The sequence below is a fragment of the Micrococcus sp. KRD012 genome (assembly GCF_017168555.1).
GTDB lineage: Bacteria > Actinomycetota > Actinomycetes > Actinomycetales > Micrococcaceae > Micrococcus > Micrococcus luteus.
The window spans coordinates 1-16,279 of the sequence record NZ_JABFBB010000003.1; the positions used below are offsets into that span (position 1 = coordinate 1).

General features: G+C 75.4%; 16 protein-coding genes. 5 read left to right on the forward strand and 11 right to left on the reverse strand.

What is annotated here, in order from left to right; all coding sequences use genetic code 11:
* Positions 1-145 precede the first annotated feature (145 nt).
* A complete protein-coding gene (locus J1M37_RS00290; protein WP_206451944.1) occupies positions 146-1,477 on the reverse strand; it encodes a class I SAM-dependent methyltransferase in 1,332 nt (443 codons plus the stop codon).
* 69 nt (positions 1,478-1,546) lie between these two features.
* On the opposite strand from J1M37_RS00290, the gene J1M37_RS00295 reads away from it, so the two are divergent.
* From J1M37_RS00295 to J1M37_RS00315, 5 genes are all read left to right on the forward strand, one after another.
* On the forward strand, positions 1,547-2,743 hold the full coding sequence (locus tag J1M37_RS00295; RefSeq protein ID WP_044659442.1) for a glutamate--cysteine ligase: 1,197 nt from the start codon (positions 1,547-1,549) through the stop codon (positions 2,741-2,743).
* Positions 2,744-2,825: 82 nt separating this feature from the next.
* Positions 2,826-4,001, forward strand: coding sequence for a zinc-dependent alcohol dehydrogenase (locus J1M37_RS00300; RefSeq protein ID WP_206451387.1), 1,176 nt, complete (start codon positions 2,826-2,828; stop codon positions 3,999-4,001).
* Positions 3,998-5,029 (forward strand): NAD-dependent epimerase/dehydratase family protein, encoded by a 1,032-nt coding sequence (locus J1M37_RS00305; RefSeq protein WP_206451945.1) that lies wholly within the window; start codon positions 3,998-4,000, stop codon positions 5,027-5,029. The genes J1M37_RS00300 and J1M37_RS00305 overlap by 4 nt, the downstream gene beginning before the upstream one ends.
* A 5-nt stretch (positions 5,030-5,034) precedes the next feature.
* The gene (locus tag J1M37_RS00310; RefSeq protein ID WP_061867101.1) at positions 5,035-5,529 is read left to right on the forward strand and encodes a hypothetical protein; all 495 of its coding nucleotides are present in this window, start codon (positions 5,035-5,037) and stop codon (positions 5,527-5,529) included.
* Entirely contained in the window at positions 5,526-6,557 is a 1,032-nt protein-coding gene (locus J1M37_RS00315) for a cation diffusion facilitator family transporter (RefSeq protein WP_206451946.1), read from the forward strand. Before J1M37_RS00310 ends, J1M37_RS00315 begins: the two co-directional genes overlap by 4 nt.
* A gap of 8 nt (positions 6,558-6,565) precedes the next feature.
* Here the strand turns inward: J1M37_RS00315 and J1M37_RS00320 are convergent, their stop codons facing one another.
* Genes J1M37_RS00320 through glgX form a run of 10 tightly spaced genes read right to left on the reverse strand, consistent with a single transcriptional unit; the run spans position 6,566 to position 16,163 of the window.
* Positions 6,566-7,096 (reverse strand): hypothetical protein, encoded by a 531-nt coding sequence (locus tag J1M37_RS00320; protein WP_206451947.1) that lies wholly within the window; start codon positions 7,094-7,096, stop codon positions 6,566-6,568.
* A 49-nt stretch (positions 7,097-7,145) separates the two neighbouring features.
* The gene (tsaD, locus tag J1M37_RS00325) at positions 7,146-8,237 is read right to left on the reverse strand and encodes a tRNA (adenosine(37)-N6)-threonylcarbamoyltransferase complex transferase subunit TsaD (RefSeq protein ID WP_049160281.1); all 1,092 of its coding nucleotides are present in this window, start codon (positions 8,235-8,237) and stop codon (positions 7,146-7,148) included.
* Between the two features lie 26 nt (positions 8,238-8,263).
* Positions 8,264-8,851: a GNAT family N-acetyltransferase gene (locus J1M37_RS00330; protein WP_206451948.1), complete on the reverse strand. Its 588-nt coding sequence runs from the start codon at positions 8,849-8,851 to the stop codon at positions 8,264-8,266.
* Positions 8,848-9,519 (reverse strand): tRNA (adenosine(37)-N6)-threonylcarbamoyltransferase complex dimerization subunit type 1 TsaB, encoded by a 672-nt coding sequence (gene tsaB, locus J1M37_RS00335; protein WP_159833405.1) that lies wholly within the window; start codon positions 9,517-9,519, stop codon positions 8,848-8,850. The genes J1M37_RS00330 and tsaB overlap by 4 nt, the downstream gene beginning before the upstream one ends.
* A 10-nt stretch (positions 9,520-9,529) precedes the next feature.
* A complete protein-coding gene (gene tsaE / locus J1M37_RS00340; RefSeq protein ID WP_122054536.1) occupies positions 9,530-10,156 on the reverse strand; it encodes a tRNA (adenosine(37)-N6)-threonylcarbamoyltransferase complex ATPase subunit type 1 TsaE in 627 nt (208 codons plus the stop codon).
* Positions 10,153-11,358, reverse strand: coding sequence for an alanine racemase (alr, locus tag J1M37_RS00345; protein ID WP_206451949.1), 1,206 nt, complete (start codon positions 11,356-11,358; stop codon positions 10,153-10,155). Before alr ends, tsaE begins: the two co-directional genes overlap by 4 nt.
* A complete protein-coding gene (locus tag J1M37_RS00350) occupies positions 11,355-12,932 on the reverse strand; it encodes an NAD(P)H-hydrate dehydratase (RefSeq protein ID WP_144825907.1) in 1,578 nt (525 codons plus the stop codon). Before J1M37_RS00350 ends, alr begins: the two co-directional genes overlap by 4 nt.
* Complete coding sequence (locus J1M37_RS00355; protein WP_010080417.1) at positions 12,929-13,309, reverse strand: holo-ACP synthase; 381 nt, start codon at positions 13,307-13,309, stop codon at positions 12,929-12,931. Before J1M37_RS00355 ends, J1M37_RS00350 begins: the two co-directional genes overlap by 4 nt.
* Positions 13,306-14,037 carry a hypothetical protein gene (locus tag J1M37_RS00360; RefSeq protein WP_041103288.1) on the reverse strand — a complete coding sequence of 244 codons (732 nt, stop codon included), beginning with the start codon at positions 14,035-14,037 and terminating at the stop codon, positions 13,306-13,308. The genes J1M37_RS00355 and J1M37_RS00360 overlap by 4 nt, the downstream gene beginning before the upstream one ends.
* Positions 14,034-16,163 carry a glycogen debranching protein GlgX gene (gene glgX, locus J1M37_RS00365; protein ID WP_036315853.1) on the reverse strand — a complete coding sequence of 710 codons (2,130 nt, stop codon included), beginning with the start codon at positions 16,161-16,163 and terminating at the stop codon, positions 14,034-14,036. The genes J1M37_RS00360 and glgX overlap by 4 nt, the downstream gene beginning before the upstream one ends.
* Between the last annotated feature and the right edge of the window lie 116 nt (positions 16,164-16,279).

Genomic DNA, 16,279 nt, shown 5'->3' on the forward strand with positions numbered 1-16,279 from the left:
GCCCCGGGATGAGCTGTCGGGGTGGTGGGCGCGCTCCCGTGGAGGTGAGCCTTGCCTCAGTCGAATACCGTACACGAGGGTGCCGTAATCCCCCAACGGGGATTCGACGGCTCCCGCCGCCCGGGGCCCGCGGCCTCGAGCCCCGTCAGTCCAACGGCGTCACCTCGAGGGCGAAGCGCGACCGACCCACGCGCGCCAGCACGAGGGTGGCGTGCCGTCCGGCCCCGCCACGCCGGCCCGGCTTCGCCCCGCCGAGGACGGCGCGACGCACCTCCTCGGGCGTCTCGCGGATGCCCCGCTTCTTCACGTCCAGCCGGCCCACCCCGGTCTCCTTCGCCCAGCGCCGCAGGGAGGCCAGGTGGAAGCCGTGCACCGCCTCGATCCGATGGGCGCGGGCCAGGCCGTCCCGCACCGGCTCGGGCGCGACGAGGTAGGCCAGGTGGGGGTCCAGCTGCCGCGTCGGCACGGGCCAGGACGCGGCCAGGTCCGTCACGAGTCCGGCCCGGATGACCGCGCCGTCCGGCTCGTGCAGGACCGCGCCGACGAGCCCCGCCATGCCCTCCTCCCCCACGGCCTCGACCTCGGGCGAGTCGCCGAAGTCCGCGCCGGAGACGAGCTGCGCCGTCGTCGTCTTCCCGCCATGGACGGTCATGACGCGCGCCGCCCGCCGCACCCCGGGGCGGGCCGCCGCGTTGAACCACAGGGCGGCCTCCACGACGTCGCCGTCGACGCTCACCCACTCGGCCTCGGCGCCCTCCGGCACGGCCTCGTGCGGAAGCCCCGGGCCGAGCTTGACCCCGACCGGCACGCCCGTCGCGGCGATGTCCGTCACGACGCTCAGGGGCGGGGAGAACGCCTCGGGGTCGAACACGCGCGCGGACCCGCCCCCGCCGACCTGACGGCGGGCGGGGTCCAGCCACACCGCGTCCGCCTCGGCGGGCACGTGGGCGCGGGCCCAGGCCACGGCGTCGCCGTGCACCACACGCGCACCGCGGTGGCCGGCGAGGTTCACCTCGGCGGCCGCGGCGACGACGGCGTCCCGCTCCACCGCCACGACGTCCAGGCCCCGGTCGGCGAAGGCGCGCGCGTCCAGGCCGAGACCGCAGCCGAGGTCGGCGACGCGCCGGGCCCCCGCGGCCGCCAGCCGGTCCGCATGCAGGCCCGCGACCAGCGGGCGGGTGGCCTGCTCCAGGCCGTCGCGCGTGAACAGCATCCGGCGCGCCTCCGGCCCGAGGCGGGCCTCCGCCCGGGACCGCAGCGCGGCCTGGGTCAGCGCGGCGGCCACGCGCTCGGGCGGGTGCCCCGCGGCGCGCAGGCGGGAGGAGACCGCGAGCGCGTCGGCCTCGCGGTACCCGGCGAGGGAGTCGAGCAGTGCGCGGCCCTCCGGCTCGAGGACGGGGGCCAGGGCGGTGTCGTCCGCCTCCGAGGCGGCGGCCGTGGGGCGCGGCGAGCGGGAGGCGGGGCGGGGACGGGCCATGCCCCACACCCTAGGTCCGGAGCGTGGACACCGGGCACAGACCGGGCCGGGGCTTCTAGGATGGGCGGCATGACTCTGCCCTTCGCCGACTCCGCGCAGTCCACTCTCGGAATCGAGTGGGAGCTCGCGCTCGTGGATGCCGTGTCCGGCGAGCTGCGCTCCGAGGCCCCGGACCTGCTGCGCACCCTGCATGCGACCGAGGGCCTCGCCGAGGACGACGTGAACCCGCACATGACCAGCGAGCTGCTGCAGAACACGGTGGAGCTCGTCACGGGCGTGCACGAGCGCGTGGACGCCGCGACGGCGGACCTCGGCCGGATCGCCGCGCGTGTGGCGGACGCCGCGGCTGCGCGGGGCATCTCCCTGTTCTGCCAGGGCACGCACCCGTTCGCGGACGCGATCGCGCAGCCCTCGACGCCCAGTGAGCGCTACGACCGCATGCTGGATCTCACCCAGTACTGGGGTCGGCAGCTGCTGATCTTCGGCGTGCACGTGCACGTGGGCCTGGACGACGTCTCCAAGGCCATGCCGGTGGTGAACGGCCTGGTCAACCGCGTGCCGCACCTGCTCGCACTCTCGGCCTCGTCCCCCTTCTGGGCGGGCACGGACACGGGCTACCAGTCCCAGCGCACCCTCCTGTTCCAGCAGCTGCCCACGGCCGGCCTGCCGTTCCAGTTCCAGGAGTGGGAGGGCTTCGAGCGCTGCGTGGCCCAGATGGAGCAGGTGGGCATGATCGCGGACGTCACCGAGTGCCGCTGGGACGTGCGGGCCGTGCCCCGCCTGGGCACGGTGGAGATGCGCGCGTGCGACGGCCTGGCCACGCTCGAGGAGATCGCCGCCGTGACCGCCTACACGCAGTGCCTCGTGGATGACCTGTCCGCGAGCCTGGAGCGCGGTGAGACGGTCGAGGTCCTGCCGCCGTGGCACGTGCAGGAGAACAAGTGGCGCGCCGCCCGGTACGGCATGGACGCCACCGTGATCGTGGACGCCCGGGGCACCCAGGTCCCGCTGGCGGAGCACCTGCCGGCGGAGATCGAGCGACTGACCCCGGTCGCCGAGCGGCTGGGCTGCGCGGCGGAGCTCGCCGGCGTCCAGGCGATGATCGACGACGGTGGCGCCGCGCGTCAGCGTCGCGTGGAGGCACAGGCCCTGGCCGGCCCGCCGGCCGCGGGTGAGGACACGGATGACGCGGTGGCCCCGTTGCGCGCGGTCGTGCTGGACGCCGCCGCCCGCACCCGCGCGTCGCTGGACGGCCGCACCGGCTGAGCGGCCGCTCCCCCGGCGAGGTGGCGGCCCTGCCGCGTCTCCATGCTTCCCCCGGCCCGTCCGGCGCGTCTACGGTCGCACCATGCGAGCACTCACATGGCAGGGAAAGCGCAACGTCGCCGTCGAGGACGTCCCGGATCCGCGGATCCAGGAGCCGACGGACGCGATCATCGAGGTCACTTCGACCGGCATCTGCGGGTCGGACCTGCATCTGTACGAGGTCCTGGGGCCGTTCATGGACGCGGGGGACGTGATCGGTCACGAGCCGATGGGCATCGTCCGCGAGGTCGGGTCCGAGGTCACCCACATCCGGCCCGGTGACCGGGTGGTCGTGCCCTTCACCATCTCCTGCGGTCGGTGCTGGATGTGTGAGCGCGGGCTGCAGTCCCAGTGCGAGACCACCCAGGTGCGGGAGCAGGGCTCCGGCGCCGCGCTCTTCGGCTACTCTCGGCTCTACGGCTCCGTCCCGGGCGGGCAGGCCGAGCTGCTGCGCGTGCCCCATGCGGACTACGGCCCCGTGAAGGTGCCGCACACCGGCCCGGATGAGCAGTGGCTGTTCCTCTCGGACGTCGTCCCCACCGCCTGGCAGGGGGTCCAGTACGCGAACGTCCCCGACGGCGGCACGCTCGCGGTGCTCGGCCTCGGCCCCATCGGTCAGCTGGCGGCGCGCATCGGCGTGCACCTGGGGTACCGGGTGATCGGTGTCGACCCGGTCCCCGAGCGCCGCGCGATGGCGGCCCGACACGGCATCGAGGTCCTGGACGCCGACGGCGGCGAGGCCGAGGTGCTCCGCGAGCGCACCGGCGGCCGCGGCCCCGACGCGGTCCTGGACGCGGTCGGCATGGAGGCGCACGCCTCCCCGGCGGGGCATGCGGCCCACACCGCCGTGGGCCTGCTGCCCGACGCGCTCGGCCGGGCGGCCATGAAGACCGCCGGCGTCGACCGCCTGAGCGCCCTCCACACCGCGATCGACGCGGTCCGGCGCGGCGGCACGGTGTCGCTCTCCGGGGTCTACGGCGGCATGAAGGACCCGATGCCGATGCTCACTCTGTTCGACAAGCAGGTCACCCTGACGATGGGCCAGTGCAACGTCCGTCGCTGGGTGGACGACCTGCTGCCCCTGCTCGACGACCCGTCCGATCCCCTCGGCGTGCTCGACCTGGCCACGCACACCGCCCCGCTCGAGGACGCGCCCGCCCTCTATGAGACGTTCCAGAAGAAGGAGGACGGCTGCATCAAGGTGGTCCTGAAGCCGTGAGGATCGTCGTCCTGGGCGCGACGGGCAACGTCGGCACCGCTGTCCTGCACCGCCTCCAGGCCGCGGCCGAGGTGAGCTCGATCGTGGGCGTGAGCCGGCGCGGCCCGGACCGGGCCGGAGCGCCCTACGACGGCGTCGAGTGGCACCGCCTGGACGTGGCGGAGCCCACGGCGGCGGGGCGGCTGCGCGAGATCGTGGCCGGCGCCGACGCCGTTGTCGACCTGGTGTGGGTGATCCGCCCCAACCGCGACCGCGACCACCTGCGCGCCGTCAACGTGGCCGGCAACGAGCGGGTGTTCCGGGCCGTGGTCGAGGCGGGCGTGCCCCACCTGGTCTACGCGTCCTCGGTGGGCGCGTACGGGCCCGGGCCGAAGGGCCGCGCCGTGCCCGAGTCCCATCCCACCACCGGGGTCCCCACCTCGCACTACGCCGCGCAGAAGGCCGAGGTCGAGTCGATCCTCGACCGCGTGCAGGCCGAGCACCCTGAGCTGCTCGTGACCCGGCTGCGCCCCGGGCTGATCTTCCAGTCCGCCGCCGGGCCCGAGATCAAGGACTACTTCCTGGGCGACCTCGTCCCCGCCCGGCTGGTCGCCCGCCTGCGCACTCCGGTGCTTCCGTTCCCGCGGGGCCTGCGATTCCAGGCGCTCACGGCCCAGGACGTGGCGGACGCGTACTGGCGCGTGATCGTCCACCGGGCAGGCGGCGCCTTCAATGTGGCCGCCGACCCCGTGCTGGACGCGCACACCATGGGCACCGTCCTCGGGGCGCGCCGCATCCTGGAGCTGCCCGTGGGCCTGTTCCGCGCGGCCGCGGCGCTGAGCTACCGGGCACGGCTGCAGCCCACCGACCCGGGGTGGGTGGACATGGCCGCAGCGGTGCCCATCATGGACACCACGGCCCTGCGCGCCGCGACCGGTTGGTCCGAGACCACCGACGCCCGGGAGGCGGTCCGCCTCGTGCTCGACCATCTCGACGGCGCCGAAGGCCTCGGCAACGCCGGGCACCGCTCGCACTCGCCCACGGAATGAGGACGATGACCATCACCCGCCGGGCCGCCCTGGCGGGCCTGCTCGGGGGCGCCGCCCTCGGGTTCACCGCCTGCACCTCCTCCGGCTACCCCGCCGACCCGGACGGCACCCTGGACCGCGTCACGGGCGGGGTGCTGCGCGCCGGCGTCGTGCACCACCCGCCCCACGTGGACGCCTCGGGCGCCGAGCCCGTCGGCCCCGAGCCCGACCTGATCCGCGGCTTCGCGGCGGCGCACGACGCACGCGTCGAGTGGACCGTGGCCGGGGAGGAGGCGCTCATGACCGCGCTGGAGAAGGGTGACATGGACCTGGTGGCCGGTGGCCTGACCTCGGCGTCCCCGTGGACGTCGCACGCGAGCATCACCCGCGACTACGCCGAGGCGGAGGGCCCGGACGGCGAGCCGGTGAAGCTCGTGATGGCCGTGCCCCTGGGTGAGAATCAGATGCTCACGGCACTCGAGGCGTACTTCGACCAGCGCGCAGCGGAGGAGGCCCGATGACGCGGCAGGACACCCGGGAGACGGGGCCGAGCGGGCGCCGGTTCGGCGCCACGGAGCTGCCCCCGGAGATCGAGCGCGTGGTCCAGCAGGCCAAGCGGCTCGAATGGGTGACGCTGGGGGTGATCGTGGTCACGATCGTCCTCGTGGCGATCGTGATGGGCTCCTCGCAGGCCATGCGGGCCGCGTGGATCGAGGACCTGCTGTCCCTGATCCCGCCGATCGCGTTCCTCATCGCCCTGCGCGTGGCCCGCATGGCCCCGACGCGGGCCCGGCCCTACGGCTCTCACCGGTCCGTCGGGGTGGGACACCTCGTGGCCGCCGTCGCCCTGTCCGTGATGGGCGTGGTCCTCGTCGGCGACTCCATCCTGGGCCTGGTGACGGCGGAGCACCCACCCATCGGCACGTTCGACCTGTTCGGGCACACCGTGTGGCAGGGCTGGTTCATGATGGCCGTGATGGCCCTGTCCGTGCCCGGGCCCATGATCCTCGGCCACAAGAAGCTCAAACTGGCCGAGCAGCTCCACGACCGCGTGCTGTACGCGGACGCGGACATGAACAAGGCGGACTGGCAGACGGGCGTGGCCACCATCGTCGGCGTGGCCGGCATCGGCCTGGGCTGGTGGTGGGCGGACTCCGCTGCGGCGATCTTCGTGGGCGTGAGCATCGTGCTGGACGGCTGGAAGAACCTCAAGGAGGCCGTCACGAACCTGGCGGATCGCCGCGCCGCCACGATCGACGGCGCCCGGCCGCACCCGCTCATCGACCGTGCTGAGCGGGTCGCCTGGGCGGAGCCGTGGGTGCGCCATGCGGGCGCCCGCGTCCGGGATGAGGGCCACGTGTTCCACGTGGAGATGTTCGTGGTGCCGCACGAGGGGGCGGACGTGACGGTGGGCCGCTGCTGCGCGCTGCGGGACGCGATCGCCGCCCTGGACTGGAAGCTGCAGGACGTCGTCGTCGCCCCGGTGGACGAGCTGCCTGCCGAGGTGCACGGTGGCCGGTCCGGGGAGCATCAGACGGGCGAGGAGTAGCCCGGGCCTCAGCCGTTGAGGAACCGTCCCTCGAGGGTGGCGGAGGTGATGCGCTGGATCTCGCGCTGCTGGTCGGCGGCCCTCTGGCGCAGGGCGTGCATCTCGGCGGCGTCGACCGCCGGCAGCTGCGGCGCGAGCTGTTCGAGGACGTGCCACATCGCGGACTTGGCCTGGAGCATGCCCTGCAGCAGGTCCAGTTCGATCTGCGTCCAGCCGGAGCCGCGCGTGCGCAGCGCGTTCACGGGGTTGAGGCGTCCGCCGACCTCGGCCGCCGCGCCGGCGGCCCGGTCCACCAGCGGGGTGCGGAGACCCAGTTCGCCGATGAGCGCCTCCAGGCGGTCCTGGTCGTCCTGGACGGCGTCGCCGAGGCGGCGCAGCGCGGCCTCCTGCGAGGTGCCGGCCCAGGTCTGCTCGGCGGCGCGGAACGCCTTCACACCGGAGCGGGAGCCGAGCAGGTGCTGATTGAGGAAGTCCTCCAGCATCTGCTCGTCCACGGCGGCGGAGGTGGACTCGGGGCGGAGGTGTTCGTGACCGGTCATGGGCCCTGTCTACGGAGCCCCTGATTCGACGGCAAGAGGCCGGGCGCGCTCAGACGCTGACGACCTCGACCGGCTGCCCCGGGTCCGCGCCGAACCACGCGTCGGAGGGGGCGACGCCGTCGCGCACCAGGCGTGCGCCGAGCGCGGCGACCATCGCCCCGTTGTCGGTGCACAGGTTCACGGGCGGGACGGTCAGCTCGATGCCGGCGGAGCGGCACCGGTCGGCGAGCAGGGCGCGCAGGCGCGAGTTCGCCGCGACGCCGCCGCCGAGCATCAGGTGGGTGAGCCCGTGCTCGCGGCAGGCGCGGACGGCCTTGGCGGTGATCACGTCCGCGACGGCCTCCTGGAAGGAGGCGGCGATGTCCGCGCGCGGCACCTCGAGGCCGCGGGCCTCGAACTGCTCCACGGCGCGGGAGACGGCGGTCTTCAGCCCGGAGAAGGACCAGTCGTGTCGGTGAGGGCCGGGCTCCTCGGCGCTGCCGACGAACTTGCCCGCGGTGAGCCCGCGAGGGAAGCGGAAGGCCGTCGGGTCGCCCTGGGCGGCGAGCCGGTCGATCACGGGGCCCCCGGGGTAGCCCGCCCCGATGAGCCGGGCGACCTTGTCGTACGCCTCGCCGGCCGCGTCGTCGATGGTCGAGCCCAGCAGCTCGACCTCGGAGCTGATCCGGCCCACGCGCAGGATCTCGGTGTGCCCGCCGGAGACGAGCAGCGCGCCCAGGTCCGCGGGCAGGTCGTCCCACTGCGCGGGCCGCACGCCGTCCAGCATGCCGACGCCCACGTGCGCCACGAGGTGGTTGATGCCGTAGAGGGGCGTGCCGAGGGCCGTGGCCAGCGCCTTCGCCCCCGCGACCCCCACCATGAGCGCGCCCGCCAGACCCGGGCCGGAGGTGACGGCGATCGCGTCGAGGTCCGCGAGGGTGACGTCGGCGGTGTCCAGGGCGCGGCGGATCGTGGGCACGAGGGCCTCGAGGTGGGCGCGGGCGGCGATCTCCGGGATCACGCCGCCGAAGCGCACGTGCTCCTCGACGGAGGAAGCGACCTCGTGGGCCAGCAGGGCGGTGCCGCGGACGACGCCGACGCCGGTCTCGTCGCAGGAGGACTCGATGCCGAGCACGAGGGGGGCTGCGGTGGCGGTGGGCATGGGCTCCAGTCTAGTGAGCGGCCCGGTCACAGGGTCTTGCGCATGATCACGGCGTCCTCGCCGCCCGGGTAGTAGCGGCGACGCACGTGCAGCTCCTCGAATCCGTGGCGCGCGTAGAGTCGCCGGGCGACGGCGTTGGAGGCCCGGACCTCGAGCATGAGGGCGCTCGCACCGCGCGCCGTGGCCTCCGCGGCCATCCAGCGCAGCTGGGCCGCCCCGATCCCCCGCCCCTGCGCCGCCGCGACCGTGCCCACGGTCTGCACGTCGGCGACGTCGCCGACCACCATGATCCCGCCGTAGCCGACGATCGCGCCGGGGGCGGGGCCGTCGTCGTCCGCGGAGCCGGGCGCGGGCACGTCGCGGACGACCACGCGGTAGTCCCGGGTGGGCGGACGGCCGTGCACGTCCCGTCCGCCGGCGGGGCCGGTCTGGGCGAGCTCCTCCTCGTAGAAGTGCGCGGGCCAGGCGTCGAGCGGGAAGAGGGTGGCCTCGTGGGCGAGCACCTCGGGGATGTCCCACAGGGTCATGGGGCGCAGCAGGTATCCGGGCGGCAGCCCGTGCGCGTCCTCGGCGGGGCTCCCGTCACCGGACGGGGCCGGCTCGGCCGGGCTCACGCGCCCGCCCGCTTGCGGGGGCCGGGGACCTTGGCGTCGGACTCGCGCAGGTAGAGCGGCTCGGCGGGCACGAGGCCGCGGCCGCGCCGCAGGGCGAGCTCGGCCACCTGCCCCACCCCGACGGCGGACGGCGTGGCCGACTCCCAGTCCGGCACCGCGCGCAGCGCCTCGGGGTAGAGCCCGGCCCCCGCGCCGTAGACGGGCAGCGGGGTGACCTCGTCCGCCGGCGAGACGAAGGGGCCGTGCAGCAGCGTCGGCTGCCCGCCGACCTGCGCGTAGTGGGCCCAGTAGACCTCGCGGCGGCGGGCGTCCGTGGCGACCACGAACTCCTCGATCCCGTGGCGGAAGGCGTCGACGCCGGCCGCGTGGGCGAGCGCGTCGAGGCTGCGGACCCCGTGCACGGGCACGTCCCACGCCAGGCCGAGGGCGGCCGCGGTCGCCAGACCCGCGCGCAGCCCCGTGAAGGGTCCGGGGCCGACGCCGACCGCGAGCGCGTCCAGCGCGGTGCCGGTGACGCCGGCCTCGCCGAGCACGGTCTGCACCGCGGGGGCGAGCACCTCGGCGTGGGCGTGGGTGTCGTCCGTGGCCCAGTGCGCGAGCTCCTCACCGTCCCGCACGACGGCGACGGAGGCGGCGGCGGAGGAGTCGATCGCGAGGAGCAGGGCCATGGCCGCCAGTCTACGGAAGCACGACGCCGACCCAGCGCGGGCCGCGGCCGGTCACGACGGCCGAACGCAGCTCCTCGGCCTGGCCCCCGTCCTCGTCGGAGAAGTCGGTGACGATGCCGTCCTCGCCCTCCCCCGCCGGGGCCGCGGGGGCGTCCTCACCCCCGCGGGCCCGGACGATCTCGATGTCCAGCCACGAGGCGTCCGGGTCCTCGGGGAACCCGGCGAGGGACTCGGCCATGCCCCGGCCCCACTCGACGACGGTCACGGAGCGGTCCACGCTCGCGTCGAGGTCGAGGTCCGTGAGCTCCCCCGCCGAGCGCAGCCGGTACGCGTCCACGTGCACGAGGTCCGGGGTGCCCGCCGGGGCGTCGGCCGGGGCGGGGTGGACGCGGGAGAGGACGAACGTCGGCGAGACCACGCCGGAGGCCACGCCGAATCCGCTGGCCAGCCCCTGGGTGAAGGTCGTCTTGCCCGCGCCGAGGTCGCCCGTGAGGATCAGCACGTCGCCGGCGCGGAGCACCCCGGCGAGGGCGCGGCCGAACGCCCGGGTGCCGTCGGCGCCCTCGAGCGGGACCGTCGCCGTCAGCACGGGCTCGGGCAGGGTCGCGCCCGGGGCGGGGATCGCGTGGTCGCTCATGGGCGGGCCTCCTGGGTCGGCGTGGGGTCCACGTGCTGCCGGTCCACGCGGCCCCCGATGCGGGTCACCAGCTCGTAGTTGATCGTCCCGGCGGCCGCGGCCCACTCCTCCACCGGAATGCCGGAGGCCGGTCCGAACAGCTCGACGGCGTCGCCGGGCGCGTCCGCGGCGTCCGGGCCGAGGTCCACCACGAACTGGTCCATCGCGATGCGGCCCACCACGGGGACGGCCCGGCCGCCGACGTGGACGCGCGTGCCCTCGACGACGCGCGGGACGCCGTCGGCGTAGCCGACGGGCACGAGCCCGAGCGTGGTGGGCTCCGCCGTGACGTGGCGGAACCCGTAGGACACGCCCTGCCCGGCGGGGACGGCCTTGACGTTGGCCAGGACGGTGACGAGGGACATGGCCGGGCGCAGCCCGAGCTCGGCGGCGGTGACGTCCGCGAACGGGGAGAGCCCGTACAGGCCCAGGCCGACGCGCACCATGTCCAGGTGCGTGTCCGGCCGGGCGAGGGTGGCCGGCGTGTTGGCCAGGTGCCGCAGCAGTGGGTGGCCGAGCGTCTCGGCGGCCTCGGCGGCCATCCGTTCGAACCGCAGCAGCTGCGCCGTGGTCTCGGCGGCCCGGTCCGGCTCGTCCGCCACGCCGAGGTGGGAGAACACGCCCTCCACCCGCGCGAGGCCCGCGGCCTCGAGCTCGGCGGCACGCGCGACGAAGGCGGGCCACCGCTCGGGCGTGCAGCCGTGGCGGCCCAGGCCGGTGTCCGCCTTCAGGTGCAGGACCGCACGGGCCTCGGGTCCGGCCCCGCCGCGGGCCCGCAGCCCGCGGACGGCGTCGGCGACGGCGTCGAGGTCCCAGCCCGAGACGCCGAGGGTCACCTCCGCCTCCACCGCGGCGGCGAAGTCCGTGGCCCCGGTGTGCAGCCACGCGAGCACGGGCAGGCGCACCCCCGCCGCGCGCAGGGCCAGGGCCTCGCGCACGTGGGCCACGCCGAGCCGGTCCGCGCCGGCGGCCGCGGCGGCGCGGGCGACGGCCACCGCGCCGTGGCCGTAGGCGTCGGCCTTGACGACGGCGGTCAGCAGCGGCCGGCTGCCGTCGGGGCGGCGGATCCGCTCCTGCAGCACGCCCACGTTGTGCCGGACGGCCGCCAGGTCGATGCGTACGGCGCGCTCGGTGTCCGCCGGGGCCACGTCGGCGCGGCTCATCGGACGGCCTCCGGCTCGGCGTCGTCCGGCCACCACAGGCGCGCGACGCGCGCGCCCAGCGCGGCCGGCAGCGTGGCCGTGGTGATCCGCCCGGCGCGGGCCTGGTCGGCCCCGGCCCGGGCATGCAGCCAGGCGGCGGCGGCCGCGAGCCGGGCCGTGGGCGCCGGGCCCGGATCCTCCCCGGCCCGGCGCGCCCGCGAGCGCCGCGCCACGTCCGCGGCCAGGACGGCGCCGATCGCCCCGGAGAGCACGTCGCCGGTGCCGCCCATCGCGAGGTCGGGCCCGCCGCCGGTCACGACCCACGCCTCGCCGTCCGGGGCGACCACGAGGGTGCGCGGGCCCTTGAACAGGACCGTGGCGCCGTGTTCGGACGTCCACGCCCGCAGCGCGGCGAGCGGGTCGGCGGCGTCGGCACCGTCCGCGGGGACGCGCTCGCGCAGGCGGGACCACTCCCCGGCGTGCGGCGTCAGGACCACGGGCGTGCCGGCCGCGCGCAGCGACCGCAGCTCGGCGGCGGTGACCAGGTCCAGGGCGGAAGCGTCGGCGACCAGGGCCGCCTCCGGCCGCTCCTCGAGCGCGGCGAGGACGCCGGCCCAGCGCCGCCGCGCGTCGTGCTCGGTGTCCAGGCCGGGGCCGGCCACCCAGGCGTCCGCGCGCGACGGCTCGGGCCCCTCCGCCGAGACCAGCGCCTCGGGGTGGGCGGCGAGCACCAGGTCCCGGGTGGTCTGCGGGCCGGCGTGGTGCACCATGCCCGCGCCCGTGTGCAGCGCGCCCGCGCTCGCGAGCACGGCGGCCCCCGGGTAGCGCTCCGATCCGGCGACGACGGCCACCACGCCGCGCGTGTACTTGTGGGCCTCGGCCGCGGGGGCCAGGTGGGCGGTCCGTGCTGCGGCCTCGTCCATCACGCCCAGCCGCGCGGCCGGCGACGTCGGCAGGTGCGGTCCCAGCCCGATGTCCGCCACGTGCACGGTGCCCGCGCGGCCTGCCCCCTCCCCGAGGACGAGGCCGGACTTGAGGGCGCCGAACGTCACGGTCGCGGCCGCGCGGAGGGCCTCCCCCCGCACCTCGCCGGTGTCCGCGTCCACACCGGAGGGCACGTCGCACGCCAGCACGAGCGCATCCGCCGGCAGCGCGCGCGCCGCGGCGGGCAGCTCATACTCGCCGGTGAAGCCTGTGCCGAGCACGCCGTCCACCACGAGCGCGGCCTCGGGCGGCACCGCGTCGGCGCGGCGTCCCCCGGCCGCTCGCAGCGCAGCCCAGCCCTCGGCGTGCCAGCGCGGGGCGCCGTCGTCGTCCCGGCGGACGGGCACGGCGACCGCGGCCACGCCCCGACGGCGCAGGAACGCGAGGGCGAACAGCGCGTCCCCGCCGTTGTTGCCGGGGCCGACGAGGGCGGCCACCGTCGTGCCGGCCACCGGGCCGCGCTCACGCAGCAGGGCCGCGGCGTGCTCGGCCAGGGCCCAGGCGGCGGCGCGCATCAGCTCCGGGCCGCGGCCGGCCGCGAGCAGGGGCTCCTCGGCCGTGCGCACGGCCGAGCCGGTCACGGCGATGCGGGTCAGGTCATCGGCGGTCATGCGGACTCCTCCTCGGCCGCGCGGCGTTCGGCGACCACGTAGGCGGTGGCGACGTCCCCGTCATGGCTGAGGGAGAGGTGCCAGTGGGTGATGCCCAGGGCCTCGGCCTGGGCCTGCACGGTGCCGGTCAGGTGCACGGTGGGGCGGCCGTCGCCGTGGTCCGGGCGCGGGATCCAGCAGTGGTGCCACATCATCCCGGGCGGGGCGCCCATGGCCTTGGCGATCGCCTCCTTGGCGGCGAAGCGCGCGGCCAGCGAGCGCAGCGGCAGGTCCCGCTCATCCTCGGTGAACAGGCGTGCGCGCAGCGCCGGGGTGCGCTCGAGCTGCGCCCGGAACCGCGGGACGTCCACCACGTCCACCCCCACGCCGACGATCACGCCGCCCCCGCCCGCCGGGCGCCCACGACGACGGCGCCGGCCTCGTCCCCGACGGGCTGCCCGCGCAGTCGCTTGGCCAGGTCGAGCGGCCACTGCAGCACGCCGGGCAGCTGCTGGTCGCAGCCCGGCGTGAGCATCGCCTTCCCGTAGGCCAGCACGCCGTAGACGCCGTGCTGCAGGCGGCCGAGCCGGTCGAAGCCGGCGTCGAACGCGTACAGGGACACACGGCCCTCCTCGGGGGTGAAGCACCGCTCCGCCAGCAGCCGCGCGCGCTCCACGTGCTGGTGGAAGGTGAGCACGCCCAGGTGGTGCAGGCCGAGCTCGCGCATGCGTTCGCCCGCGTGGATGACCTCGCCCTGGGTGGTCACCGGATCGGGCGCGAAGCACTCGACGGTGACGCCGGCCAGCCGCGGGTCGCGCTCCTCCGGGCCGCCGCACAGCTTCTCGTGCCCGTCCGGCCCCAGGTACGCGGAGACGAAGAGCCGGTCGGTGAGGCCGGACGCGGCGAGCTCGATCGCGGCGTCGTAGACGCGGGGCTGGCTGTAGAGGACGAGGAGGGCGTCCACACGCGGTGCGTCGTCCGGGTGCGGGTCCGTCACGGCGTGCGTGGCCCACCCCGCGCCGAAGGCCAGTGCCAGCGCCGCCAGGGTGGCCACGGTGGCGCAGAGGGCCCGCGCCCACCGCGGCAGGCCACGGCGGACGCGCCCCCGGTCGACCCGCTCGTTCATGCGCCCTCGGGCACCTGCCGCAGCACGACGGTGGAGCGGGCCGGGAGCTCAAGCACGTCCCCGGCACGCACGCGGGGGCGGGTGCCGTCCGGGGCGACGTGGGACGAGGTGTCCACGACGACCTCCCACTCCGCCGGGAACGTGGGCCCGGGCAGGGTGTACGGCACGGGCTCCCACCACGCGTTCATGAGGACGTAGAAGTCCCGGTAGGGCTCCTCCCCTTCCTCGTCCCCGCGGGTGAGCATGTGCCCGTTGAGGTAGAAGCCGATCGACCGGGCCTCGGCGCCCCAGTCGTCCTCCGTCTTGGCGGTCGCGTCCGGCTCGAGCCACACGATGTCCGGCAGGGGCGCCTCGACGTCGCGGGCCGCGGGGCGACCGTCGAAGTGGTGGCGACGGCGGAACACCGCGTGGTCACGGCGCAGCGCGATCAGGTCGCGGGTGAACGCCACGAGCGAGTCGTCCATGGCGGACCAGTCGATCCACGAGATCTCGTTGTCCTGGCAGTAGACGTTGTTGTTGCCGCCCTGGGTGCGGCCCAGCTCGTCGCCGTGGCTGATCATGGGCACGCCCTGGCTGATCAGCAGGGTGGCCAGGAAGTTGCGGCGCTGGCGGGCGCGGAGCGTCACGACCTCGGGGTCGTCGGTCTCCCCCTCCACGCCGCAGTTCCACGAGCGGTTGTGCGCCTCGCCGTCGTTGTTGTCCTCGCCGTTGGCCTCGTTGTGCTTCTCGTTGTAGGAGACGAGGTCGCGCAGCGTGAAGCCGTCGTGGGCCGTGACGAAGTTCACGGACGCACCGGGGCCGCGCCCGTCCCCCTCATAGAGGTCGGCCGAGCCGGTCAGGCGGGTGGCGAACTCGCCGAGGGTGCCGGGCTCGCCGCGCCAGAAGTCGCGTACCGCGTCCCGGTACATGCCGTTCCACTCGGACCAGAGGCCGGGGAAGTTGCCCACCTGGTAGCCGCCCCAGCCCACGTCCCACGGCTCGGCGATGAGCTTGACGGTGCGCAGCACCGGGTCCTGGCGGACCACGTCGAAGAACCCGGAGAACATGTCCGGGCCCTGCTCCCCCTCCACCCGGGTGAGGGTGGTGGCCAGGTCGAACCGGAAGCCGTCCACGTGCATCTCGGTGACCCAGTAGCGCAGGGAGTCCATGACCAGCTGGAGGGCCTTGGGGCTGGAGAGGTCCACCGAGTTCCCGGTGCCCGTGTAGTCCATGTAGTGCCGCTCGTCGCCCTCGACGAGGTGGTAGTAGCCGGCGTTGTCCAGCCCGCGCAGGCTGAGCATGGGGCCCTTGTCGTTGCCCTCGGCCGTGTGGTTGTAGACCACGTCGAGGATCACCTCGAGACCAGCGGCGTGCAGGTCCTTCACCATCTGCTTGAACTCGCGGACCTGGCCGCCCACCTCCGAGGAGGAGGCGTAGGCGGCGTGCGGGGCGAAGAAGCCGAGCGTGTTGTAGCCCCAGTAGTTGCTCAGCCCCTTCTCCTGCAGGGTGGCGTCGTTGACGAACTGGTGCACGGGCATCAGCTCGACGGCGGTCACCCCGAGCTCGGTCAGGTGGCGGACCACCTCCGGGTGGGCCATGCCCGCGTAGGTGCCGCGCAGCTCCTCGGGGACGGCGGGGTGCAGCTTGGTCATGCCCTTGACGTGGGTCTCGTAGATCACCGTGTCCGTGAGCTCGACGGCGGGTGGGGCGTCATCGCCCCAGTCGAAGTCCTCGGCGACGACGACGCCGAGCATGCTCGTGCCCAGGTTGTCCGAGGTGTCGATGCGGTCCGGCTCGTCGAAGTCGTACGAGTGGTGCTGCTGGCCCCACTCGTAGTCGCCGGTGAACGCCCGCGCGTACGGGTCCACGAGGATCTTGGCCGGGTTGTGCCACAGGCCGCGGGCGGGGTCCCAGGGGCCGTGCACGCGGTAGCCGTAGCGCTGCCCGTGGCCGATGCCCGCCACGTGGGCGTGCCATGTGGTGCCGTGCCGCTCCTCGAGAGGGATGCGCGTCTCCGTGCCGTCGTCGGCGACGAGGCACAGCTCGACCGCCTCCACCTCGCGGGAGACCGCGAGGGCGAAGTTGGTGCCGGTCTCGTCCACGGTGGCCCCGAGGGGGTACGGCTGGCCGATCTCCACTGTGTGCATGACTCTCCGGGGTCTCGTCGTGCGGCCCGCCGGGTGCGGCGGGCCTCCTCGGGGAGTCTACTGGGGCGGGAGGACACCGTCCCGGACGCGTCGCGGGCCCGGCTGCTGTGTGGCGG

Excerpts from the sequence above, each read along its gene's own strand:
- J1M37_RS00290 (WP_206451944.1), bottom strand. The coding sequence starts at position 1,477 with ATGGCCCGTCCCCGCCCCGCCTCCCGCTCGCCGCGCCCCACGGCCGCC.
- J1M37_RS00295 (WP_044659442.1), top strand. The coding sequence starts at position 1,547 with ATGACTCTGCCCTTCGCCGACTCCGCGCAGTCCACTCTCGGAATCGAG.
- J1M37_RS00300 (WP_206451387.1), top strand. The coding sequence starts at position 2,826 with ATGCGAGCACTCACATGGCAGGGAAAGCGCAACGTCGCCGTCGAGGAC.
- J1M37_RS00310 (WP_061867101.1), top strand. The coding sequence starts at position 5,035 with ATGACCATCACCCGCCGGGCCGCCCTGGCGGGCCTGCTCGGGGGCGCC.
- J1M37_RS00315 (WP_206451946.1), top strand. The coding sequence starts at position 5,526 with ATGACGCGGCAGGACACCCGGGAGACGGGGCCGAGCGGGCGCCGGTTC.
- J1M37_RS00320 (WP_206451947.1), bottom strand. The coding sequence starts at position 7,096 with ATGACCGGTCACGAACACCTCCGCCCCGAGTCCACCTCCGCCGCCGTG.
- tsaD (WP_049160281.1), bottom strand. The coding sequence starts at position 8,237 with ATGCCCACCGCCACCGCAGCCCCCCTCGTGCTCGGCATCGAGTCCTCC.
- tsaB (WP_159833405.1), bottom strand. The coding sequence starts at position 9,519 with ATGGCCCTGCTCCTCGCGATCGACTCCTCCGCCGCCGCCTCCGTCGCC.
- tsaE (WP_122054536.1), bottom strand. The coding sequence starts at position 10,156 with ATGAGCGACCACGCGATCCCCGCCCCGGGCGCGACCCTGCCCGAGCCC.
- alr (WP_206451949.1), bottom strand. The coding sequence starts at position 11,358 with ATGAGCCGCGCCGACGTGGCCCCGGCGGACACCGAGCGCGCCGTACGC.
- J1M37_RS00350 (WP_144825907.1), bottom strand. The coding sequence starts at position 12,932 with ATGACCGCCGATGACCTGACCCGCATCGCCGTGACCGGCTCGGCCGTG.
- J1M37_RS00360 (WP_041103288.1), bottom strand. The coding sequence starts at position 14,037 with ATGAACGAGCGGGTCGACCGGGGGCGCGTCCGCCGTGGCCTGCCGCGG.
- glgX (WP_036315853.1), bottom strand. The coding sequence starts at position 16,163 with ATGCACACAGTGGAGATCGGCCAGCCGTACCCCCTCGGGGCCACCGTG.